The organism is Paenibacillus xerothermodurans (assembly GCF_002220865.2).
In the GTDB taxonomy this organism is placed as follows: domain Bacteria; phylum Bacillota; class Bacilli; order Paenibacillales; family NBRC-103111; genus Paenibacillus_S; species Paenibacillus_S xerothermodurans.
On the sequence record NZ_NHRJ02000004.1, the window covers coordinates 169,007 to 187,884 of the forward strand.

Annotated in this window: 18 protein-coding genes and 1 tRNA gene; 2 read left to right on the forward strand and 17 right to left on the reverse strand. The window is 51.9% G+C overall.

Annotation, left to right across the window (positions count from 1 at the left end):
* Positions 1–114 precede the first annotated feature (114 nt).
* Positions 115–187, reverse strand: a tRNA-Ala gene (locus CBW46_RS10165).
* A gap of 69 nt (positions 188–256) precedes the next feature.
* Positions 257–733, reverse strand: coding sequence for a transcriptional regulator NrdR (gene nrdR, locus CBW46_RS10170; protein WP_089199892.1), 477 nt, complete (start codon positions 731–733; stop codon positions 257–259).
* Between the two features lie 125 nt (positions 734–858).
* On the opposite strand from nrdR, the gene CBW46_RS10175 reads away from it, so the two are divergent.
* Positions 859–1,122: an alpha/beta-type small acid-soluble spore protein gene (locus CBW46_RS10175; protein WP_089199893.1), complete on the forward strand. Its 264-nt coding sequence runs from the start codon at positions 859–861 to the stop codon at positions 1,120–1,122.
* Between the two features lie 75 nt (positions 1,123–1,197).
* Here the strand turns inward: CBW46_RS10175 and CBW46_RS10180 are convergent, their stop codons facing one another.
* From CBW46_RS10180 to polA, 4 genes are read right to left on the reverse strand one after another with little or no spacing between them, the layout of a single operon-like run.
* Complete coding sequence (locus CBW46_RS10180) at positions 1,198–1,779, reverse strand: lytic transglycosylase domain-containing protein (protein WP_089199894.1); 582 nt, start codon at positions 1,777–1,779, stop codon at positions 1,198–1,200.
* The gene (gene coaE / locus CBW46_RS10185; RefSeq protein ID WP_089199895.1) at positions 1,776–2,372 is read right to left on the reverse strand and encodes a dephospho-CoA kinase; all 597 of its coding nucleotides are present in this window, start codon (positions 2,370–2,372) and stop codon (positions 1,776–1,778) included. Before coaE ends, CBW46_RS10180 begins: the two co-directional genes overlap by 4 nt.
* Positions 2,369–3,238, reverse strand: a complete 870-nt coding sequence (gene mutM, locus CBW46_RS10190; protein WP_089199896.1) for a DNA-formamidopyrimidine glycosylase — start codon at positions 3,236–3,238, stop codon at positions 2,369–2,371. The genes coaE and mutM overlap by 4 nt, the downstream gene beginning before the upstream one ends.
* 41 nt (positions 3,239–3,279) lie before the next feature.
* Positions 3,280–5,943, reverse strand: a complete 2,664-nt coding sequence (polA, locus tag CBW46_RS10195) for a DNA polymerase I (protein ID WP_089199897.1) — start codon at positions 5,941–5,943, stop codon at positions 3,280–3,282.
* A 154-nt stretch (positions 5,944–6,097) separates the two neighbouring features.
* On the opposite strand from polA, the gene CBW46_RS10200 reads away from it, so the two are divergent.
* The gene (locus CBW46_RS10200) at positions 6,098–6,856 is read left to right on the forward strand and encodes an HAD family hydrolase (RefSeq protein WP_089199898.1); all 759 of its coding nucleotides are present in this window, start codon (positions 6,098–6,100) and stop codon (positions 6,854–6,856) included.
* A gap of 115 nt (positions 6,857–6,971) precedes the next feature.
* On the opposite strand, the gene phoU is transcribed toward CBW46_RS10200, so the two are convergent.
* From phoU to CBW46_RS10255, 11 genes are all read right to left on the reverse strand, one after another.
* Positions 6,972–7,631 carry a phosphate signaling complex protein PhoU gene (gene phoU / locus CBW46_RS10205; RefSeq protein ID WP_089199899.1) on the reverse strand — a complete coding sequence of 220 codons (660 nt, stop codon included), beginning with the start codon at positions 7,629–7,631 and terminating at the stop codon, positions 6,972–6,974.
* Positions 7,632–7,655: 24 nt separating this feature from the next.
* Positions 7,656–8,417, reverse strand: coding sequence for a phosphate ABC transporter ATP-binding protein PstB (gene pstB, locus CBW46_RS10210; RefSeq protein WP_341538178.1), 762 nt, complete (start codon positions 8,415–8,417; stop codon positions 7,656–7,658).
* 2 nt (positions 8,418–8,419) lie between these two features.
* On the reverse strand, positions 8,420–9,277 hold the full coding sequence (pstA, locus tag CBW46_RS10215) for a phosphate ABC transporter permease PstA (protein ID WP_089199900.1): 858 nt from the start codon (positions 9,275–9,277) through the stop codon (positions 8,420–8,422).
* Complete coding sequence (gene pstC / locus CBW46_RS10220; RefSeq protein WP_089199901.1) at positions 9,274–10,203, reverse strand: phosphate ABC transporter permease subunit PstC; 930 nt, start codon at positions 10,201–10,203, stop codon at positions 9,274–9,276. Before pstC ends, pstA begins: the two co-directional genes overlap by 4 nt.
* A gap of 253 nt (positions 10,204–10,456) precedes the next feature.
* Positions 10,457–11,353, reverse strand: coding sequence for a phosphate ABC transporter substrate-binding protein (locus CBW46_RS10225; RefSeq protein WP_089199902.1), 897 nt, complete (start codon positions 11,351–11,353; stop codon positions 10,457–10,459).
* A 332-nt stretch (positions 11,354–11,685) separates the two neighbouring features.
* Entirely contained in the window at positions 11,686–12,507 is an 822-nt protein-coding gene (locus CBW46_RS10230; protein WP_089199903.1) for an ABC transporter permease, read from the reverse strand.
* A 6-nt stretch (positions 12,508–12,513) separates the two neighbouring features.
* Positions 12,514–13,326, reverse strand: coding sequence for an ABC transporter permease (locus tag CBW46_RS10235; protein WP_089199904.1), 813 nt, complete (start codon positions 13,324–13,326; stop codon positions 12,514–12,516).
* A complete protein-coding gene (locus CBW46_RS10240) occupies positions 13,323–14,369 on the reverse strand; it encodes an ABC transporter ATP-binding protein (protein ID WP_089199905.1) in 1,047 nt (348 codons plus the stop codon). Before CBW46_RS10240 ends, CBW46_RS10235 begins: the two co-directional genes overlap by 4 nt.
* A 32-nt stretch (positions 14,370–14,401) precedes the next feature.
* Positions 14,402–16,678, reverse strand: a complete 2,277-nt coding sequence (locus CBW46_RS10245; RefSeq protein ID WP_089199906.1) for a helix-turn-helix transcriptional regulator — start codon at positions 16,676–16,678, stop codon at positions 14,402–14,404.
* A 183-nt stretch (positions 16,679–16,861) separates the two neighbouring features.
* Entirely contained in the window at positions 16,862–17,779 is a 918-nt protein-coding gene (locus tag CBW46_RS10250; RefSeq protein WP_089199907.1) for a dihydrodipicolinate synthase family protein, read from the reverse strand.
* Positions 17,776–18,849 (reverse strand): Ldh family oxidoreductase, encoded by a 1,074-nt coding sequence (locus CBW46_RS10255; RefSeq protein ID WP_089199908.1) that lies wholly within the window; start codon positions 18,847–18,849, stop codon positions 17,776–17,778. Before CBW46_RS10255 ends, CBW46_RS10250 begins: the two co-directional genes overlap by 4 nt.
* Between the last annotated feature and the right edge of the window lie 29 nt (positions 18,850–18,878).

The following is an 18,878-nucleotide window of genomic DNA, read 5'->3' on the forward strand; positions in this document are numbered from 1 at the left end:
AGTGCGGGTCAAAATAGCTGGCGTACAACTAGTGTTACAACTTGAAGACAAAATAATTCCGACAAGAAAAAAAGCCGGTCCGCGAGGACCGGCTCTCTATTCTTGATTGTCATATGGAGCCTAGGGGGATCGAACCCCTGACCTCATCGCTGCCAGCGATGCGCTCTCCCAGCTGAGCTAAGGCCCCGTGGCGACAAAAATGATAATACCACAGGTGATTCGGCATTGTCAACTAAATTCAACGCCGAACTCCTGGTTACTTTTTCTCATCGCTGACATTGTGTTTCGAGAGAATCTCGGTCAGCTCGCGCATGAACATATTGATGTCCTTGAACTGCCGATACACCGATGCGAAGCGTATATAGGCGACCTCGTCGACGGGATACAGCTGCTCCATCACAATCTCACCGATCGCGCGGCTGTCGACCTCGGCGTGGGCAGTGTTACGCACCTGCTTCTCCACTTCCGATACAATCATGTCCAGCTGCTCCACTGATACAGGGCGCTTCTCGCAAGCGCGAATCAAGCCTCTCAGCATCTTCTCACGACTGAACTCCTCTCGGCTGCCGTCTTTCTTAATCACAATCAGCGGCGTTTCCTCCACCATTTCGAATGTGGTAAACCGCCTGGCACATCGCTCGCACTCCCTGCGGCGGCGGATTGATTTATTTTCGTTCGCGGCTCTTGAATCAAGCACTTTGGTACCGTGATAATCGCAGTAAGGGCATTTCATATTCCGTCTACTCCTCATTGTTAGAACATCCGGGAAAAATCCAACCTTCCCAGCGACTCCCTGTAATGAACTTCAGCATATCGCCACATAATAGAATTACCAACAGACAAGGAGGTGAATCCCTAATGGGCGGAAACGGCGGCGGCGGCGGCGGCGGCGGCGGTGGCGGCGGTAATAACATACTGGTCGTACCCCAAGCTAGCCAAGCGCTGAATCAATTGAAATATGAAGTCGCTCAGGAGCTCGGTATCGCGATGCCTCCAGACGGCTACTACGGTTACATGGCAACTCGTGACACCGGAGCAGTCGGTGGTCACATGGTGCGTCGTATGGTGCAATTGGCCGAGCAACAACTAGCGACTCAATTTGGCCAAGGCATGCAGCGTTAATTTAAGAAATTATAACATTGAAGCGTTGGACGCCGACTCTCAGGGGTCGGCCTGTCCAGTGCTTCTTTGTGTGTCTCACCGTGCGCGCCAGTCGTCGGCGTATAGTTTATGATACTTATTGTAATAATATAAAACACGTTGAATATAATGCCTGGTTTCACCATACGGGATATCGTCCACATGCTCACGTGTGCCATCCCAGCGTCCATTGTTCAGCCACTGGCGCACTTTGCCTTGCCCGGCGTTGTAGCTGGCGATCACCGCCACTGTGTTCCCATCGAGCTCCTTGTGCAGCCACTTCAAGTACCAGGAGCCCAATTGGATGCTCACCATCGGATCATGTAATTTCTGATTATAACTGGGTGAAAACTGCCCTATTTCCACGATCCACTGGGACGTTTCCGGCATTAGCTGCATGAGCCCGTAGGCGCCTTTTTTCGATTCAATTTTCGTCTGATAATTGGATTCCACACGCACGATCGCGGCTATCAGAAACGGGTCCAGGTTGTATTTGTTGGCATTCAGCCGAATCTCATCTTCATATTGTATTGGGTAAAGCCATTTGCTTACGATGTTACTGCTGAGAAACATGAATAAGATGAAGGCAAGCAGAAACAGCGCGAACACCCGCTTTTTCCGCCAAAAACCCCAGCTCATAGCAGCCTCCTCTCCATCAGGAAGCGTTCCACCTGCCGCCGTGTATCGTCCAGTGTGCCCCTGTTGTCTATTACCACGTCAGCTTTGTCCTTTTTCCGCTCGATATCCATCTGCGCCGCCAGCCTTTGTTCGGCTTGCGCCAGTGTTAGCTGATCGCGCTGCATCAATCTGTCCAGCTGCACATCACGCGGCACATACACGACCATAACCGCTTCAAACATCGACTGCAATCCCGATTCATACAACAGCGGCACGTCCACGACCACCAGCTTGTCCGGATGTGAAAGCTCATAATCCTTCATCCGCTCGCGCATGACAGCTCGAATGGATGGATGCATGATGTTCTGCAGGTCTTTGCGCGCCTCCGCATTACCGAAGACGAGCTCGCCCAGCTTTTTACGGTTGAGCGCACCGGCCGGTAACAGAACCTCCGAGCCAAACCGCGCCGCTATTTGTGACAACACAGGGCTGCCCGGCTCAACCACCTCCCTGGCTATACGATCGGCGTCCACAAGTAGTGCGCCGCGTTCCACCAGCATATTCGATACGGTGCTCTTACCGCAGGCGATTCCACCAGTCAAACCGATATTCATGGGCGTAGCGCTCCCTTAACCTTTTTGGCTCTCTTTCTCTTCATGGGCTGGCACTTCGGACAGTAGTGTGTCCCGCGGCCTGCCAGCACGGTTTTCTCAATAGGATGATCGCAGTTGTAGCACGATTCGGCTTTCCGTCCGTACATTTTCAGCTGATGCTGAAACATGCCGATCTCGCCCTGGCCATTCACGTAGGATTTGATAGATGATCCGCCTGCCCGCACCGCGTCCTGCAATGTGGATACAATGGCTGAATGCAGGGCGGCAGTCTCCTTGCGGGTGAGCGAACGGGCCTCACGCTCCGGATGAATGCCTGCCACAAAAAGGGACTCATCCACATAAATATTCCCGATGCCGACGATGTATTCTTGATTCAGGAGCAGCGGCTTGATTTTGGTAGACCTGCCCGCGAGCTTGGCACGGAACGCTTCCAGCGTGAATGCCTCAGCGAGCGGCTCAATCCCGAGCTTCTTCAGAGGATTCTCCTCAAACTCTTGTCCCTTTGGGAATAAGTGCATCGTTCCGAACTGGCGTACATCCTTATAACGCAGCTCACTGCCGTCGGTGAAGCTGAACACGACATGTGTGTGCAGCTCCAACGGGTCATTCCGATCATACAGGCCGTACCGGCCCTCCATCCGCAGGTGGGATACCAGTGTGTAATCATCCATAACAAAACGCAGAAACTTCCCTCTTCGTTCTACGCTCCGCATAGTTTGTCCCGCCAACAAAAAGCAAAATTCCTCTACGTCCTCCGGCCGCTGGATGATCCGCGGCAGCAGTACTTTGACACGGTCAATTGTTTTGCCCACCACCAATTGGTTTAAAGTACGTCGGATCGTTTCGACCTCCGGCAGCTCCGGCATGTTGATTCACCTCTAGGTTGTTGTACTAGTCTAATGATTATCTACTTAGCTTCATACCAGTTGGCACCGGTGTCGACATCTACTTTAAGCGGCACGCCCAGCTCCAAAGCATGCTCCATGACATCCGGCACAATGGTTGTCATTATTTCCACTTCATCGTTAGGTACTTCAAACACCAATTCATCGTGCACCTGCAGCAGCATCCGGCTTTGCAGCCCTTCCTGCTTCAATCGCTCGTCCATTTGCACCATAGCCAGCTTGATGATATCAGCGGCTGTGCCCTGTATCGGCGTGTTCATGGCAGTACGTTCAGCGAAGGAGCGAAGATTGAAGTTGGATGCATTGATTTCTGGCAGATACCGGCGACGATGCAGCAGTGTGGTGACATATCCGTTTTGCCGGGCCTCCTTCACAATCTCGTCCATATACTGCCGAACCCCTTTGAACACAGCAAAATACTGTTCGATGAAGCTTGCCGCCTCTTTGCGGGTGATGTTCAAGTTTTGCGAGAGCCCGTAGTCGCTGATACCGTACACGATACCGAAGTTCACGGCCTTGGCCGAACGGCGCATATTCGAGTCCACGGCGGATTCCTCCACACCGAATACGTCCATTGCGGTTTTGGTATGAATGTCCATATCATTCACGAACGCTTCCATCAACTTTTCATCCTGCGAAATATGGGCGAGCACACGAAGCTCAATTTGCGAATAATCGGCGGTCAGCATGGACCATCCCGGCTTGGACGGCGTAAATACCTTGCGGATCTTGCGTCCTTCTTCCAGGCGGATCGGAATGTTTTGCAGGTTCGGGTATTGACTGCTCAGCCGTCCGGTCGCCGCTATAGTCTGCCGGTAGTACGTGTGTACCTTGCCGGTGTCCGGGCGAACCTCCTTGAGCAGCCCTTCTACATACGTGGATTGGAGCTTAGCCAGCGTGCGGTAAAGAAGAATATGGCCGACCATCGGATGATACGGTTCCAGCTTTTCCAACACTTCCGCATCGGTGGAATAGCCGGTTTTAGTCTTTTTCACAACGGGCAGCTGCAGCTTCTCGAAAAGGATTTCGCCAAGCTGCTTCGGCGAATTGATGTTGAATTCGGTGCCAGCCGCTTCGTAGATCGACTTCATGATGCTCTCCAAGCGGCCTGCGAGCTCCGATCCATACTCTTTGAGCGCTTCCCTGTCAACCTTGATCCCCTTTTGTTCCATAGAGGCGAGTACGGCTGCCAGCGGCAGCTCGAGATCGTAGTACAGCCGATGCATTTCATTGCTCTCCAGATCCCGCTTCATCGGCTCTACCAAGCTGTGAACCGCGTGCGCTTTCCGGCACAAGTGCTCACTCACCAATTCTGCCGCGGGTACCCTGAACTTGGCTCCTTTGCCGAAAACATCCTCGTCCGGCTGAAGCGCAGGCAGGGCGTACTTCTTCGCGATGCCGCTCAGCGCCAGCTCCGACTCGGTGGGGTCCAGCAAATATGCTGCCAGCATCGGATCGAACGATGTGCCCCGCAGGCAGATGCCCTGCCAATGGAGCGCGACCTCGGCACGATGCTGATCGAAGACCGCCACAGCCTTATCTGCCGATTCGAGCCATGCTTTGAAAGGTTCGATCTCGGCCGCGCCGTCCTTGACTAGATCAAAGGGCACATAATAACACACGTCAGTCGAATGCAGCGCTATACCAAGAATATAACCGGCATGGGGATTATCGCCAACCACTTCGACGTGCAAGGCGTCCACCGCCGCGAGTGCTTCTATCAGCTCAGGCAGCTTCTCCTGATCGACCAATACCGCCTTAATGTCGGCTTGCGGAGGCTGATCCGCGCCTGCAGCGTCAACTCCGGCAAAATCCATTTTTTCCAGCAATGACTTGAACTCGAGTTTGCGGAACATATCCGCCAATGCTGGTCCTTGATAGCCGTTATACACGAGCTCATCCCAAGAGGTTTCCATAGGCACCTCACGGAAAATCGTAGCCAGCTCCTTGCTCATGCGTGCATCATCAGCATGCTGTTCAATTTTTTCCCGCATCTTTCCTTTCAACTCTGCGGTATGTGACAGCACACCTTCTACCGTTTCAAATTCATGCAGCAGCTTCAACGCGGTCTTCTCACCCACGCCGGGGATACCCGGAATGTTATCGCTGGCATCACCCATCAAGCCTTTTAGATCTATAATTTGCTGCGGTGTAAGATCATATTTGGCTTTGATATATGGAGGATCGAACAGCTCGACCTCGCTGATCCCTTTGCGAGTCAGTGCGATCTTTACCTTCTCGGAAGCCAGCTGCAGCATGTCCTTGTCGCCCGTTACCACGACTACTTCCATATCTCCCCGCTCATCAGCCACCCGGGTGATCGTTCCGATGATATCGTCGGCCTCGTATCCCTCGAGCTCAAACTGCGAGATGCCAAACGCGCGCAGCAAATCTTTCAACAGCGGGAACTGTTCTCCGAGCTCGCTCGGCATTTTGGCGCGGCCGCCTTTATATTCAGCATAATCCTTATGTCGAAACGTCGCTTTTCCAGCGTCGAATGCCACTAGAAAGTGCGTCGGTTTTTGTTCGTCGATGAGTCTAAGCAGCATCGTGGTAAAGCCGTACACAGCGTTCGTGTGAAGACCGCTGGAATTGCTCAGCAGCGGCAGTGCAAAAAAAGCACGGCTTGCGATGCTGTTACCGTCAATCAATATTAACTTGGACATCGTTACACCTCATTCTCCATACTCCCTCCATGATAGCATAGGACGATGAAAGAAAAAAAGCATCGCCCCTGTCGCATCTGAGGGGTGACGCCGCACGTTTCAGCATAAACATAAGTAATGGATGAACGCCCAGCACGAACGGAGGTAGTACGCAATGAGCACTCGTTATCCGCTCCAAGGTAAAAAAGCGATCTGTTTCGACGTGAATCAAACCCTTATTCATCAGGGTTTGCATTTTGAGCAGGCTTTCCGTTCCGTCTGGAGCGATTATGCCGCGCGATGGTCGCAAGACGACGGATTTCCTCATGCCGATGCGCTGTGGGAAGCGTATCAACATCACTGGCAGCAGCAAAAAAAACTGAAAAACGTGCGGCTTGTGCTCGAAGACCTGCAGCAGCAGTGCCTTCGGTCGGCATTGAAGCAGTTGAATATCCCGGTCCACCAGAAATTCACACACGACTTTTTTTATACCATCAGAAATTACCGGCTTACCGCCAAATCACTCGCGCCAGGCGTGGTAGAGCTCCTGCCGCAGCTCTCCCCGCGTTACAAGCTGGCCATCATCAGCAATAGCCCGCGGCGGGAGGTTGTTCACCTGCTCAGCCGGTTTGGGCTGGACCCTTATTTTCCGGAAGCTCACATCTTTACTGCACAGCGGCAGGCGGACAAAAAGCCTGGAACATCGTTGTTTAAAACCGCCATCCGCACATTGGGACTATCCCCGCGACAGGTGGTCATGGTGGGTAACTCATGGAAGCACGATGTGTGCGGCGCGGCGAAAGCGGGCATGGACTCGGTCTGGATTCAGCGGCAGGAGCAGTCCCATCCGCCAAAAATCGACCACCACAAGCTTGGCAAGCGCAACGTATACGGCATTCAACAAATCATTCAGCTCCTGGAGCTTTTTGCATAGAAAGCGGTGGAAACGGCGGTGAGGAGCACTGGCAAACCAGTCGAATCCTCAAATTCTCACGCTGCCGAGAGGATGAAAATAAGGAGCCCGCTTTTTGCGGCCCCCTGTGGTTTTGTCACACGTTCAAATCTTTGCGCTTGCCTGTCACCATATAAATGACACCTTCGCCGATATTCGTTGCGTGATCAGCCACTCGCTCCAAATAATGGGCTGTAAACATCAAATGTGACAGCTGGCGGTTGCGCACGAAATCACCGTTCATCAGTCCGATAATTTCCGTCATCACCGTACTGTACAACTTGTCGACCTCGTCGTCCTTCTCCGCCAGCGCGGCCGCCCTGTGTATGTTCCGCTCGGTATACGACAGCATACTTTCGTGCAGCATATCTTTGACAAGTAGCGCCATCCTTGGAATATCTTCCAGAGGCTTGACGAGCTCCTCGCCGGACAGCCGAATCGTGATTTTGGCTATATCCACCGCATGATCGCTGATCCGTTCCAAATCCGTTGCAATCTTGAGCGCCATGCCGATAGTGCGCAAGTCGCTTGCCATCGGCTGCTGCAGTGCGATTAGCCGCAGGCAGCTCTCTTCCACATCCAGCATCATGTCATCGATGATATCGTCATTGTCGATAATCTCTCTAGCCAGACCTTCATCCAGGGAGGATAGAGATTCGACAGCTTGTGAAATCGATTCTTTTACCCGGTCCCCCATCAGCAGCAGCGTGCTTTGCAACTCGTCGAGCGATTGGTGAAAATTCACTCTCGTGTCCATACCATACTTCCTTCCTGTGCGTTGTTAGCCGAAACGTCCGGTGATATAATCTTCTGTTCTTTGATCCGCTGGAGCCGTGAAGATCTTGTCCGTTTGATCTGATTCAACCAATACACCGTTAAGAAAGAATGATGTGTAGTCGGAAATTCTTGCTGCCTGCTGCATGTTGTGTGTCACGATAATGATGGTGTATTTTTCCTTCAAAGTCTGTGTCAGCTCTTCCACCTTCAGCGTAGAAATCGGGTCCAACGCGGAGGTGGGCTCATCCATCAACAGCACCTCCGGCTCCACCGCCAGCAGACGCGCAATGCACAAGCGCTGCTGCTGACCGCCAGACAAGCCCAAAGCCGACTTGCTCAGGCGGTCTTTGACCTCATCCCAGAGAGCGGCCTGAACCAGGCTTTTTTCCACAATTTCATCGAGCACAGCCTTCTTCTTCGTGCCATGGATGCGAGGGCCGTAGGCAATATTATCGTAAATGCTCATCGGGAACGGGTTAGGGCGCTGGAAGACCATGCCTACTTTTTTCCGAAGCGACACGACATCCATATCATTACCGTAAATGTTTTGCCCGTCCACAAAAATTTTTCCTTCGATCCTGACAGAGTCAATCAAGTCGTTCATACGGTTCAACGTTCTCAAGAAGGTTGATTTGCCGCACCCGGACGGTCCGATCAATGCAGAGATCGAATTATTCTTGATGTCCAAGCCGATGTTGTGGAGTGCCTGGTTGTCGCCATAAAACAAGTTAAGTTGTTCCACTGTAATCTTATGTTGTTCGATCACGTTTATTTACCTCCGGTCAGTCTTTTTTGTATCAAACGGCTAGGAATACCAATCAACAAATTGAACATGAGTACGACGATCAACAGAAGCGCTGCACTGCCTTGAGCAATCTGTTTGGCGTCCGGCACAATGGCTTCGGACTGGACATACCATAAGTGGGTGGCTAACGTTTCGCCCATTGCTAATGGGCTGAAATCCGGAAAATGCCGCGATACGGACAAGCCTGCAGTGTAGATCAGAATTGCCGACTCACCCAGCGCTCGTCCCGCCACCAGTGTGATCCCCGTGATCAGTATTGGAAGCGCGGCCGGCAGCAGTACCTTGCGAATCGCCTGCCAGCGGGTCGAGCCAAGCGCCAGTGATGCTTCCCAGTACGATTCAGGCACCGAGCGCAGCGACTCTTCCGTTACCCTGACAAGAACAGGCAGATTGAGCAGAGATAAAGTTGCAGCTCCGCCGATAATCGAAAATTTCAAATCCATCAAATTTACAAACAGCAGAAAACCGAACAGGCCGAATACGATCGACGGTACCGAGGACAGAGCCTCAACCGAAATTCGGATAAAGTCCGTGAATCGGTTTTGTTTCGCATAGATTGTCAAATAGATGCCTGCACCTAGCCCAATAGGCACCGAGAACAGCAGGGATAAGAACAAAATGTAGAAGGAATTGAACAGCATCGGGCCTACGCCGCCGCCAGCCATAATTTCCTGCGGCTTCCCGAAAATGAACTTCCAGGACAGATGCGGAAGCCCGTCACCCAAAATCCGAATCAGAAACCATGCCAACAGCAGCATGATGACGAAGCCGGCCGCCCAAAAGAATGTTGTGGCAATCCGATCGGTGGTTTTACTGGTCATTTGAGCTCACTCCTCTTGGCTACGATGCGAATTGCAATAATCATAAACAACGAAATCAGCAGAAGAACGAGCGCCATCAAATACAAAGCGTTGTTCCATGGCGTTCCGTAGTTGGTATTTCCCATATCCTTCACGATCGCGGTAGTCAGCACGGTAGTTGACTCCAGCAGCGATCCGGGCATCTGAGGCGAGTTCCCGATTACCATGAACACGGCCATAGTTTCACCGATGGCTCTGCCCATACCGAGAATAATACCGGTGATGATGCCCGGACGGGCTGCAGGTAGCAGCACTCTCCAGATGGTTTGCCACCGGGTCGCACCCAGTGCGAGAGAAGCTTCTTCCAAGCGGATTGGGAGTGCGCGTATGGCATCCTCGGAAATGGACAAAATAGTTGGCAAAATCATGATGGCAAGAATGATCGCTGCAGGTAAAATACCGTAGCCGATCGTGCCCGTCACTTTAGCGAGCCACGGCACAACAACCGTCAATCCGATCAAGCCGTAAACGACGGACGGAATTCCGACAAACAAATCGGTAGCCGGACGCATGATTTCACGCAGCCAACTCGGAGCCATTTTCGCCATAAAAACAGCCCCGGATAAAGCGAGCGGCACCGATAACAGCACCGATAGCAAAGTTAGAAGCAGAGTGCTGTACAGGAACGAAAAGATCCCGAACTCACCGTTTGCCGGTGTCCATTCTGTTGAAAAAAAGAAAGCCCACGGTGAGACGTCACCAAACGTCTTCACGCCTTGTAAACCTACGAATGCAATAATAGAAAATATAATCGCCGAAACAACGATCGCACTTCCGACAAATATCCATCGCATCAATTGATCCGCGCGGTTCTGCTTTTTTGCCCAAAGGTTTAATTTTTCATCTTTCTTGGCTCTATCAGTGAGCTTGTCAGCGAAAGTGTTCACACCAATGCCCCCCAGTGTATGATTGCTTAGTTACGGTGCGCTATAACCGCTTCTGTCAGTAATAAGGCATCAAGTCGCATGCTCTTATCGCTTCCTAGTATAGGGGACAATTGTAAAAGCGGTGCCTTGGTATTGTTAAGGGAATGTAAAAATTGAATAGTTTTAGACAAAGTTCGCGGATGCCTAGCAGGTGCCTCACGCAACCGACAAAAAAGACACGGAGCGAGCCCGTGTCTTTTTGCCTGTTTTTATATTACTTTTTTAGCAGGTCGGCAGGGAGGAATTTCAGTTGCTCTACCTTCTGTGTCTGGAACTCTGGCGACATGATGTGATCTAAGAATGCTTTTACTGCGCCTGTAGGCTCGCCTTTAGTGTACATGTGCTCTACACCGTACAATGGATATTTGCCTTCTTTGATGCTCTCTTTGCTGAATGCTACTCCGTCGAACTTCACCGCTTTGATAGAGTCGTTCAGGTAAGGAGTGTCCACGTAACCGATCGCATTTGCTGTGGAACCGACAGTTGTGGCTACCGCACCGCTGGATTCTTGTGTGACGCCGTCTTTTGTAAACTCTTTATTGTCCAGAACGATTTTCTTAACCAGTGCTTTAGAGCCGGAACTGTCCGGACGGTGTACCACTACGATTTTCGCATCGGTTTTGCCGTCGATTTCTTTCCAGTTTGTGATTTTACCTGTGAAAATGTCAGCTGCTTGTGCCTTCGTCAGGTTATCCACCGGAACGCCCTTGTTGACGATCAAAGCGAACGGAGCAATTGCAACTACATGGTCAACTAGGCCTTTATCTTTATATTGGTCGCCGGCTTCGATATCGGAGTTACCGATATTGGACGTGCCGTCTGCCACGTTCTTCAGGCCCGTGCCGGATCCGCCGGCAGTTACGTTAACGGTGACTTCAGGATTTTTGTCCATGAACTCGGTTGCCGCTTGCTTCGCCAACGGAAGCAGCGCACTGGAACCCGAAGCTGTTACCGTGCCGCTTAATTCTTGTGCCGCCGGCGCCGCGCCGTTTCCGGACGGATTGGTGTCTGCCGGAGCCGCTGATTGCCCACCACACGCTGAAAGAACCCCCATCATCAAAATTGCGATCAAAGCCGAGCTAAACCCTTTTTTTGAAAGACGCTTGAACACTTTGCATGTCCTCCCTTTGCCCTATCTATTTTTTTGTTTACATGCACATGTTAGCAAGCAAGTGTAAAGTTTAAACGCGTGAAACGTAAAATGTATGTAAAACCTTATGACTGGGTAATTTTAACTATTCTTGCTAAAAACAGCACTCAAAGACGTCACCGAATGCGGGCACCCGCGGAGTATACCTCTCGTTTATGGGACGTATGAACCGCCAGATGCACATGAAAAATGAGACTGACCGGCATGGGCAGCCTCGTTTCTCTCAGAGCATTGTTGAAGAAATGTGAACTTGCGAAGCAAAAGATAGCGCTGGGCCAACTCGTGCTTACGGGTTATCCTGCTACACTTGCGTATCGCTTAAGTCCCACGGCCCACAGCCCGTAAGCCAACAGTACCACGACGGCAGCCGTCGCAGGTACGCCCCACGCGGCCCAAGAGTAGAGACCGGGACGCAGCAGGTAGGCGGCGGGAAAAAAGCTGCCCAGCGCATAAGGCACAACGTAGGTTAGCAGCCCGCGCAAGACCGGATGAAAAATGTCAAGCGGATAACGCGTGAAATCAAACAGCCAGTTCACCGGATAAATCAGTGACCTTATCTCATGCACCCAAAAAGTGAGCACGCTTATGGTGAGCAGCACGGCAAACTGGATCAAAGCGCTGCTAAACAGTGCGATCACGGTGTACAGCACAGTCCAAACCGTCCAAGCCATATCCACACGGGCTCCGGCATAAACTAAAATGACCATTCCGGTGATCAGCTGGCCCACGCCGTTCAGCTCCTGCGAATGCCCAATCGTCTGGAAAAGCGCACCGACCGGCCGGACCATCATGACATCCATCTGTCCCCGCCGTATGAACCCCGTTAAGGTAAAGGGCGCGTTGAAAATCGTCTGATTGAGCGCCTTTGCCGTCGCCGCAAGACCGAAAATAAAAACCATCTCGTAGAATCCCCAGTCGGCGAGCTGCGGTATGCGCTGAAAAATGACCGACAAAAACACCAGCGTGCTTCCTTGAGCGACGATACCCGCCGCAACCGCGATGATCGTATCCGCCCGATACTCCACTAACGTCTTGACATATACTTTCAGATAGTGCCCATACATGCCTATTAAAAAAAACAATTGCTGCACGGCGTTTCGTTTCGGCGCTAACATTCACCCTCACCCCCCGTTAATCGTCAACCGCCTGGCGGCTTTCATCCAAAGCAGACGGCTCAAGGCAATCATCAGCACGGCCCAACCAAGCTGCTCCGACAGTGCAACGGCCATCGTCCAGCCAGTTAAACCTCCTGTGTAAATAGACAGCGGAATATAAGCCATCGCCTGAAACGGCAAAAACTCCATCACCACTCGCAATCCGGCGGGAAAAAACTCAAACGGGATCAGCGTTCCAGCGAAAATATCCACCACAGCCCGCTTCGCCAGCTGTACGCCGAACGTGTTGGTCGTGAGAAATGAAACCATCATCACGATGGAGTTGATGCTGAAAGCGACCAAAAACCCGATGACCAGACTAAGGGCGAAACCGGCTGCGCTCACAACATCCGCCGGCGGGGAGATCCCCAACACGCAAATCAGCAGCAGCATTGATGGAACGTTAACCCACAGCATTTCAACCGCGAAAAATCCGGCGGCCTCGACAAAACGCTGAAGCTGAAAGTCAACCGGACGAATGAGATCCAGCGCAATATCCCCTGTGCGTACCCGTCTTGCTATCTCATAAGTGGGCGCCCTGTCGGCCGGGGACCAACGGGCAAAATTAATAGCCTGACCGACCATAACGTATGTGATCAGCTGTTCCCAAGGCATGACCGTTTCCGCTGAGTACTCGTAGATGGCTTTCCAGAGCATAAAATACAACACACTGAACAAGAGTGTGGACACCAGCGTCATAATAAAGTCAAAGCGGAACTGCATCCTCTGCCGCACCGCGATCAGGGACATACCGGACAATCGCTGAACGGCGGACATCATCGGAGTGCCCCCTCCGCCGCCAGCAGCCGATTTTTCGGACGCTCCTCCAAGCCCTCGCGGTAGATCCGGCTGATGAGCGCATCCACGCTCTCATCCTGCATGGTAAGGTCACGCGGATTCGCCTTATCCAACAGCAGCTTTAACAGCTCCGAGGTATCGGTCTGCTGCTGGTCATAGGTGACACGCACCACCTGCTCCTCTATCTCGACCGCAACCCCCGGCCTGCCATGGAAAATGAGCGCTGCCGCCCGAGCCGCTTGAACATCCGAAAACGCCGCCCTGATTTGTCTTTCCGTCGCGAAGTTATCTTTTATGTATTGTAAGCTTCCATCATAAATAAGCCGACCTTTGTCGATAATCATGGTGCGATGGCACAATCGTTCTATATCATTCATATCATGCGTAGTCAGAAGCAGGGTCACGCCCTTCTCACGGTTGATCTTTTCGATAAAGGAGCGTATCCGTTCTTTGGCAACCACATCCAGCCCGATCGTCGGTTCGTCGAGAAATAAAATATCCGGGTCATGCAGCAGCGCCGCGAGTATTTCACAGCGCATGCGCTGTCCCAGCGACAGGGTCCTGACCGGCCGGTCCATCAAATGCTCCACCTCTAGGATGTCGGCAAATTCCTTGAGGTTGCTATGATAGCGCTCCCAAGAAACGCTGTACATATACCGCAGCAGTTCATAAGAATCCTTCACCGGTAGATCAAACAGCAGTTGGCTTCGCTGCCCGAAGACCACCCCGATCTGATAGCTGCTCCGCTTGCGGTTGCGATGGGGGATGAGGCCGGCCACTTCAACGCTGCCTGCGCTGGGCTCCAGTATACCGGTCAGCATCTTGATTGTGGTCGATTTTCCCGCGCCGTTCGGTCCCAGATATGCCACACTTTCCCCTCGCTCAATAGCAAAGCTGATCTGTTCGACAGCCGCCACCTGCCGCTTCTCCGGCCTGAAAAGACTTGCCAGCGTGCCGAAACGGCCTTGGCGTCTGACCGTGGTTTCAAACACTTTTCGCACCTCATTGACTTCGATTAAGGGCATAGTTTCATCTCCTATTAGTAATAAAAATGGATTTACTTCAATTTGGAGTTCGCCTCACGGTATTGACCGGGTGTCATGCCGGTGAGCTTGCGGAAAGTCCTGATGAAGCCGGTAGAGCTGTTATAGTTCAGGCGTTCGGCGATTTCGGTGATTTTCAGATTCGTTCCCTCGAGCATATTTTTGGCCATACTCATACGATATGCCGTGAGATACTCGATAAATGTTACGCCCATCTCCCTTTTGAATACGCGGCTCAAATAGACCGGATGAAATTTAAGCTGATCTGCGCATGATTCCAATGATATGTCCTGATCGTATTGCTCATGAATCATTTGCACCATCTGGTGGGCGGTATTCAGATACTGCGTCTCCACCTGGCCTTTCAGGAAGGTGAGGGCGGGCGGCAGCAGTTCGCCTTTAAACCATGCAGAAATCTCCTCGACCGTGCTGCATTTCATAAATTGGCTCACGACAGAATTGGAACCCGCCAAACTGTCCAAAGCTCCGCCCTGCTGCTGTACCTGCTGGTAAACGCGCGTGATCAATTGAAGGATCAATATCTGAAAATCATTGAACTTGACGCCCCTCTCGAGGAGAGCGGCAATGTATTGATCCAAGTGTTCGGCGGCAGCCGGCCCATCGCCGGCCTTGAGCGCGTTCACGAAATAGTCCTCCATCGGGCTGAGTGACTGGATCGCGTTGTATTTGGCGCCGAGAGTGGACTCGATGTCGTCGTAATTCACGATAATATCGTGACCGAGCCTGATTCGTTGTTTGAGCGCTTCCAACGCTTCCGCGTACGCTGCCGAAGCATCCGTATAACGGTGAAACGCCCGGCTGATTCCGACACTGATGTGGAGCTGGAGAAGCTCCTGCACTTTTGATTTAATGTGTTCAGCGGTTTGATAAAAACATGTCCTAAGCTGATCCGGGTCTTGTTCTTCGCTCGTCAACAGCGATACCTGGGACTGGTTCAGCAGCAGTGCTCCCAACAAGCGGTCTGCAGGAACAAGCTCACTGACCATGTTGTTAATGGCGAAAAGCAACAGCTCCCGGTCCCCCTCGGAATAGCGGGTATTCTGCAGCGTATCGATTTGCAGAGCCAGCACACCCAGCGCGGTTCCTCGCTGTGCCAGTCCATAAGTTTCAGATTTGAACAAGAACTCGCTTTCCGTGATCTGTCCGAGAAAAAGCTTCAGCAAAAAAAACTCTTTCATCTGGGCCAGCTGTACGTACTGCTGCTGCTGAAGCTGATTGCGCGTGCTGAACAGGTTGTTAAATCTGTCTTCGAGGTAAGCGAATTCGTCCTTCTTCTTCATGTCCGCCGACTCACCGCCAAGCTTCTCGAGCGTTGCAAACAGCTTGCGAATCGGCGTGTACATCCGGCGGCTCCCATACCATGCGGCTGCCGCAAACAACACAATAATCACCAAGCAGGCGTTTAGTGTGATCAGAGCGATTTTCTTCGATTCCTGAGTAATCCCGTCGATCGAAACCACGGACACATACGTCCAGTTATTGTATGGAGCCACTTTATAGGTGACGGCAAGCTCGTCGTGTTCAAAAAATCCATTGCCCGTTTTAGTTCCCCTGAGCCTGTCAATTACAGCCGGCGCTATGGGCGGGGCATCAGGATTCGCTAGAAACGGCGTGCGCCCATCATTCAGAACATAAATACTGCCGAGCTGTGTGTCCTGCGCCAGATAGCTTTCCAGCTCGCTGTGTGACATGTCTACGATGAGCAGTGCTCTAGGCTCGGCGGAGGGCGCCACGATTGGCAGCTTTACCACCAGCCGGATAGCCTGCACATCCGAGGCCTCACTGCCCGCTCCGCCAGCTGCTGCCGCCGGTACCGCAGCCAGCCAAAACAAATTGCGCGACTGCTGTGAATATTCCGCCAGTTCATCATCGATCAAAAAGCCTGCTGCCGATGTGAAACCGCGGTTGCTGATCATCCAATCCTGCTCCAAGTTGAGCAAATACGTTTCCGACACGCCTGTTAGCGCTTGCAAATTATACAGCCCTCTGGACAAATCCGTAATCGTCTGAAAGTCTTCGTTCGACAATTTGTCATAAATCGAATCTATCACCAGGGTGGAATTCAGATATTGCACGGCGGCTAGTTCCACGCTTTTTAACACCTGCTCCAGGCGCATCTGGTTCTGCAGCAAAATTTGCTCGTTGCCCTTTACCACCTGATTTTCAATGTCACGGGACGCGATGAAATATGAAATGGTTCCAATGGAGGCTACTGGAATGGCTACCAATAGTAAGGTGAAAACTAGCAGCCGGTATAAGTATTTAGGCAAAGTGTGACCTCTCCCACTATAGCTTGGTATGAATGGACCTTCAACTATCACCGCATCGGCTTCATCCAATATGATCCACGGCTCCCATTATAGCAGAAAAGCAGCACACTGCGGCGCACAACCTTAGAATATAATGAAAAAGGCGGCCTGGGTTTCGCCCAGCCCGCCATACATAAACTGCCGTTATTGTAGAACGGCAAGCTTGCCCCACTTTTGCAGCATTGCCGAAACTTCCTGCTTCTCAGCCTGATTCAACGGATCAACCGGTTCACGCGGCACGCCTGCGCGCAGGCCTAACTGCTCCATCGCTTCTTTCACAATTACCACATTGTTACCTGCATTATAACGGGCCCGCAAGTTTTCAAACGGCAGCACTTCAGCCCATACGTTCCACACCTTATCCCAATCGCCGGCCTGCAAAGCCGACAGCATCTGTTTGGACTTCTCGGGATATACATTCATCAAGCCCGAGGTGAAGCCTCTCGCACCGGCATTGTAAAAGTATGGAGCCCACTTCTCGGCGGTACCGCAGATCCATGCGATGTTATACTCCTTCGGCACATTGCCTATCGTAGTTGAAAACCGCGGCAGGTCGTTGATCGCATATTTTACCCCGACACATTTTTCGAGCGCACCGAGTGTCATAAGGATGTCATCCGATACTTGGGGATCCTTCAAATAAAGAATGGACGGAATGTCCAACGCCTCTATCACTTTACGGTAGTAGGAAATCGCACCCGGCGTCGTTATGTACGGGTGAATCGGCTGGTGGATCATCACACAATCCGCCCCGACCTCCTGCGCGTGCCTGCCCAGCTCGATCGCGGTGTCAGCCGAATAACCGACGCCGGCCATGACGATGGCGCGTTTGTTCACAATCTCTACAACCCGCTTCGTTTCCGCCTTTGCTTCGTCGAGCGTAAGCGCATAAAATTCGCTTGTGTTGCCGCATGGCACGATGACTTCCGCCCCATTGGCCACCAAGTACTCGATATTTTGTTCCAAGCCCTCCCAATCAATCTCGCGCGTTACTTCATCGAATGGCGTAATATTTATCGCCGTAATCGTTTCGAGCTTCTTGCTGAATTCAGCGTAATTCATAGCATAGTCTCCTCCGTTTTACTCATATAAGACTGTATATCTACGCCGTACTTCCGGCCGGTTTGCTCCAATTCACGAAATATCGCGGGGGACAGGGCAATGCCTTCAGCCAATTGTTTTTTCATCTTCAACGATTCGATCTCCCCCGGCATATACACACGGTTAAAACCTTTTGCCGGTTGGCTTTTAACGGTTTCATCAATCTTCTCCTGCATTCTCCGGTAGAATTCATCGAGCGGCATGAAGGCGTCTACACGAATCACACCAAAGAAATGGCCGATATTTTGCGGTTCCGGATCCTCATACATCCGAGGCACACGCTTGCCAAACAACGCACCGGTCAACACACCCGACAGTACATCGACCATGATGGCAAGACCGGAGCCTTTGGAGCCCATCGGCAGCAGAAAACCCTCCAACGCCGCAATCGGATCCGTCGTCGGTTCGCCGTCCTTGGTTACAGCCCAGCCTTCAGGAATCTGGTTGCCCTTGGTTTTCGCCACGATAATTTTGCCTCTTGCCACATTGCTTGTGGCCATATCCAACACGACCGGATCTTGACCGGCGCCTGTGGGGATAGCGAAGGACAGCGGGTTCGTGCCTAATGACGGCGCCAGTGAGCCAAACGGCACCATCATCGCCGAGCTATTGGTCATGGCAATGCCGATGCAGCCTTCCGCTGCAGCCATCCGCGTATAATATGAGCAGGTTCCAAAATGATTGGAATTGTTAACGCCAACGAACGCCGTTCCGTAAGCTTTCGCTTTGTCGATAGCCGCTTGCATGGCTTTCACCGCGACAACTTGCCCCCAGCCGTTGCCGGCATCATACATAGCTGTGGTAGGTGTCTCTGAGATGAGCGAGATATTCGTGCTGCGCTCTATCAGCCCTTGCTCCATCCGTTTCAGGTAGCCCGGCACGCGGGACACTCCGTGGGATTCCACGCCCAGCAAATCGGCGTCGACCAAATTATCCGCGATGATTGCCGCCTCCCGTTGGGGGAGCGATTTGGCAAACACGTCTGTGCAGAACTGTCTTAGTTGATCAACTTGTACAATAATATCGCTCATATTTACACCTCTATGTTTTTATTCAAAAA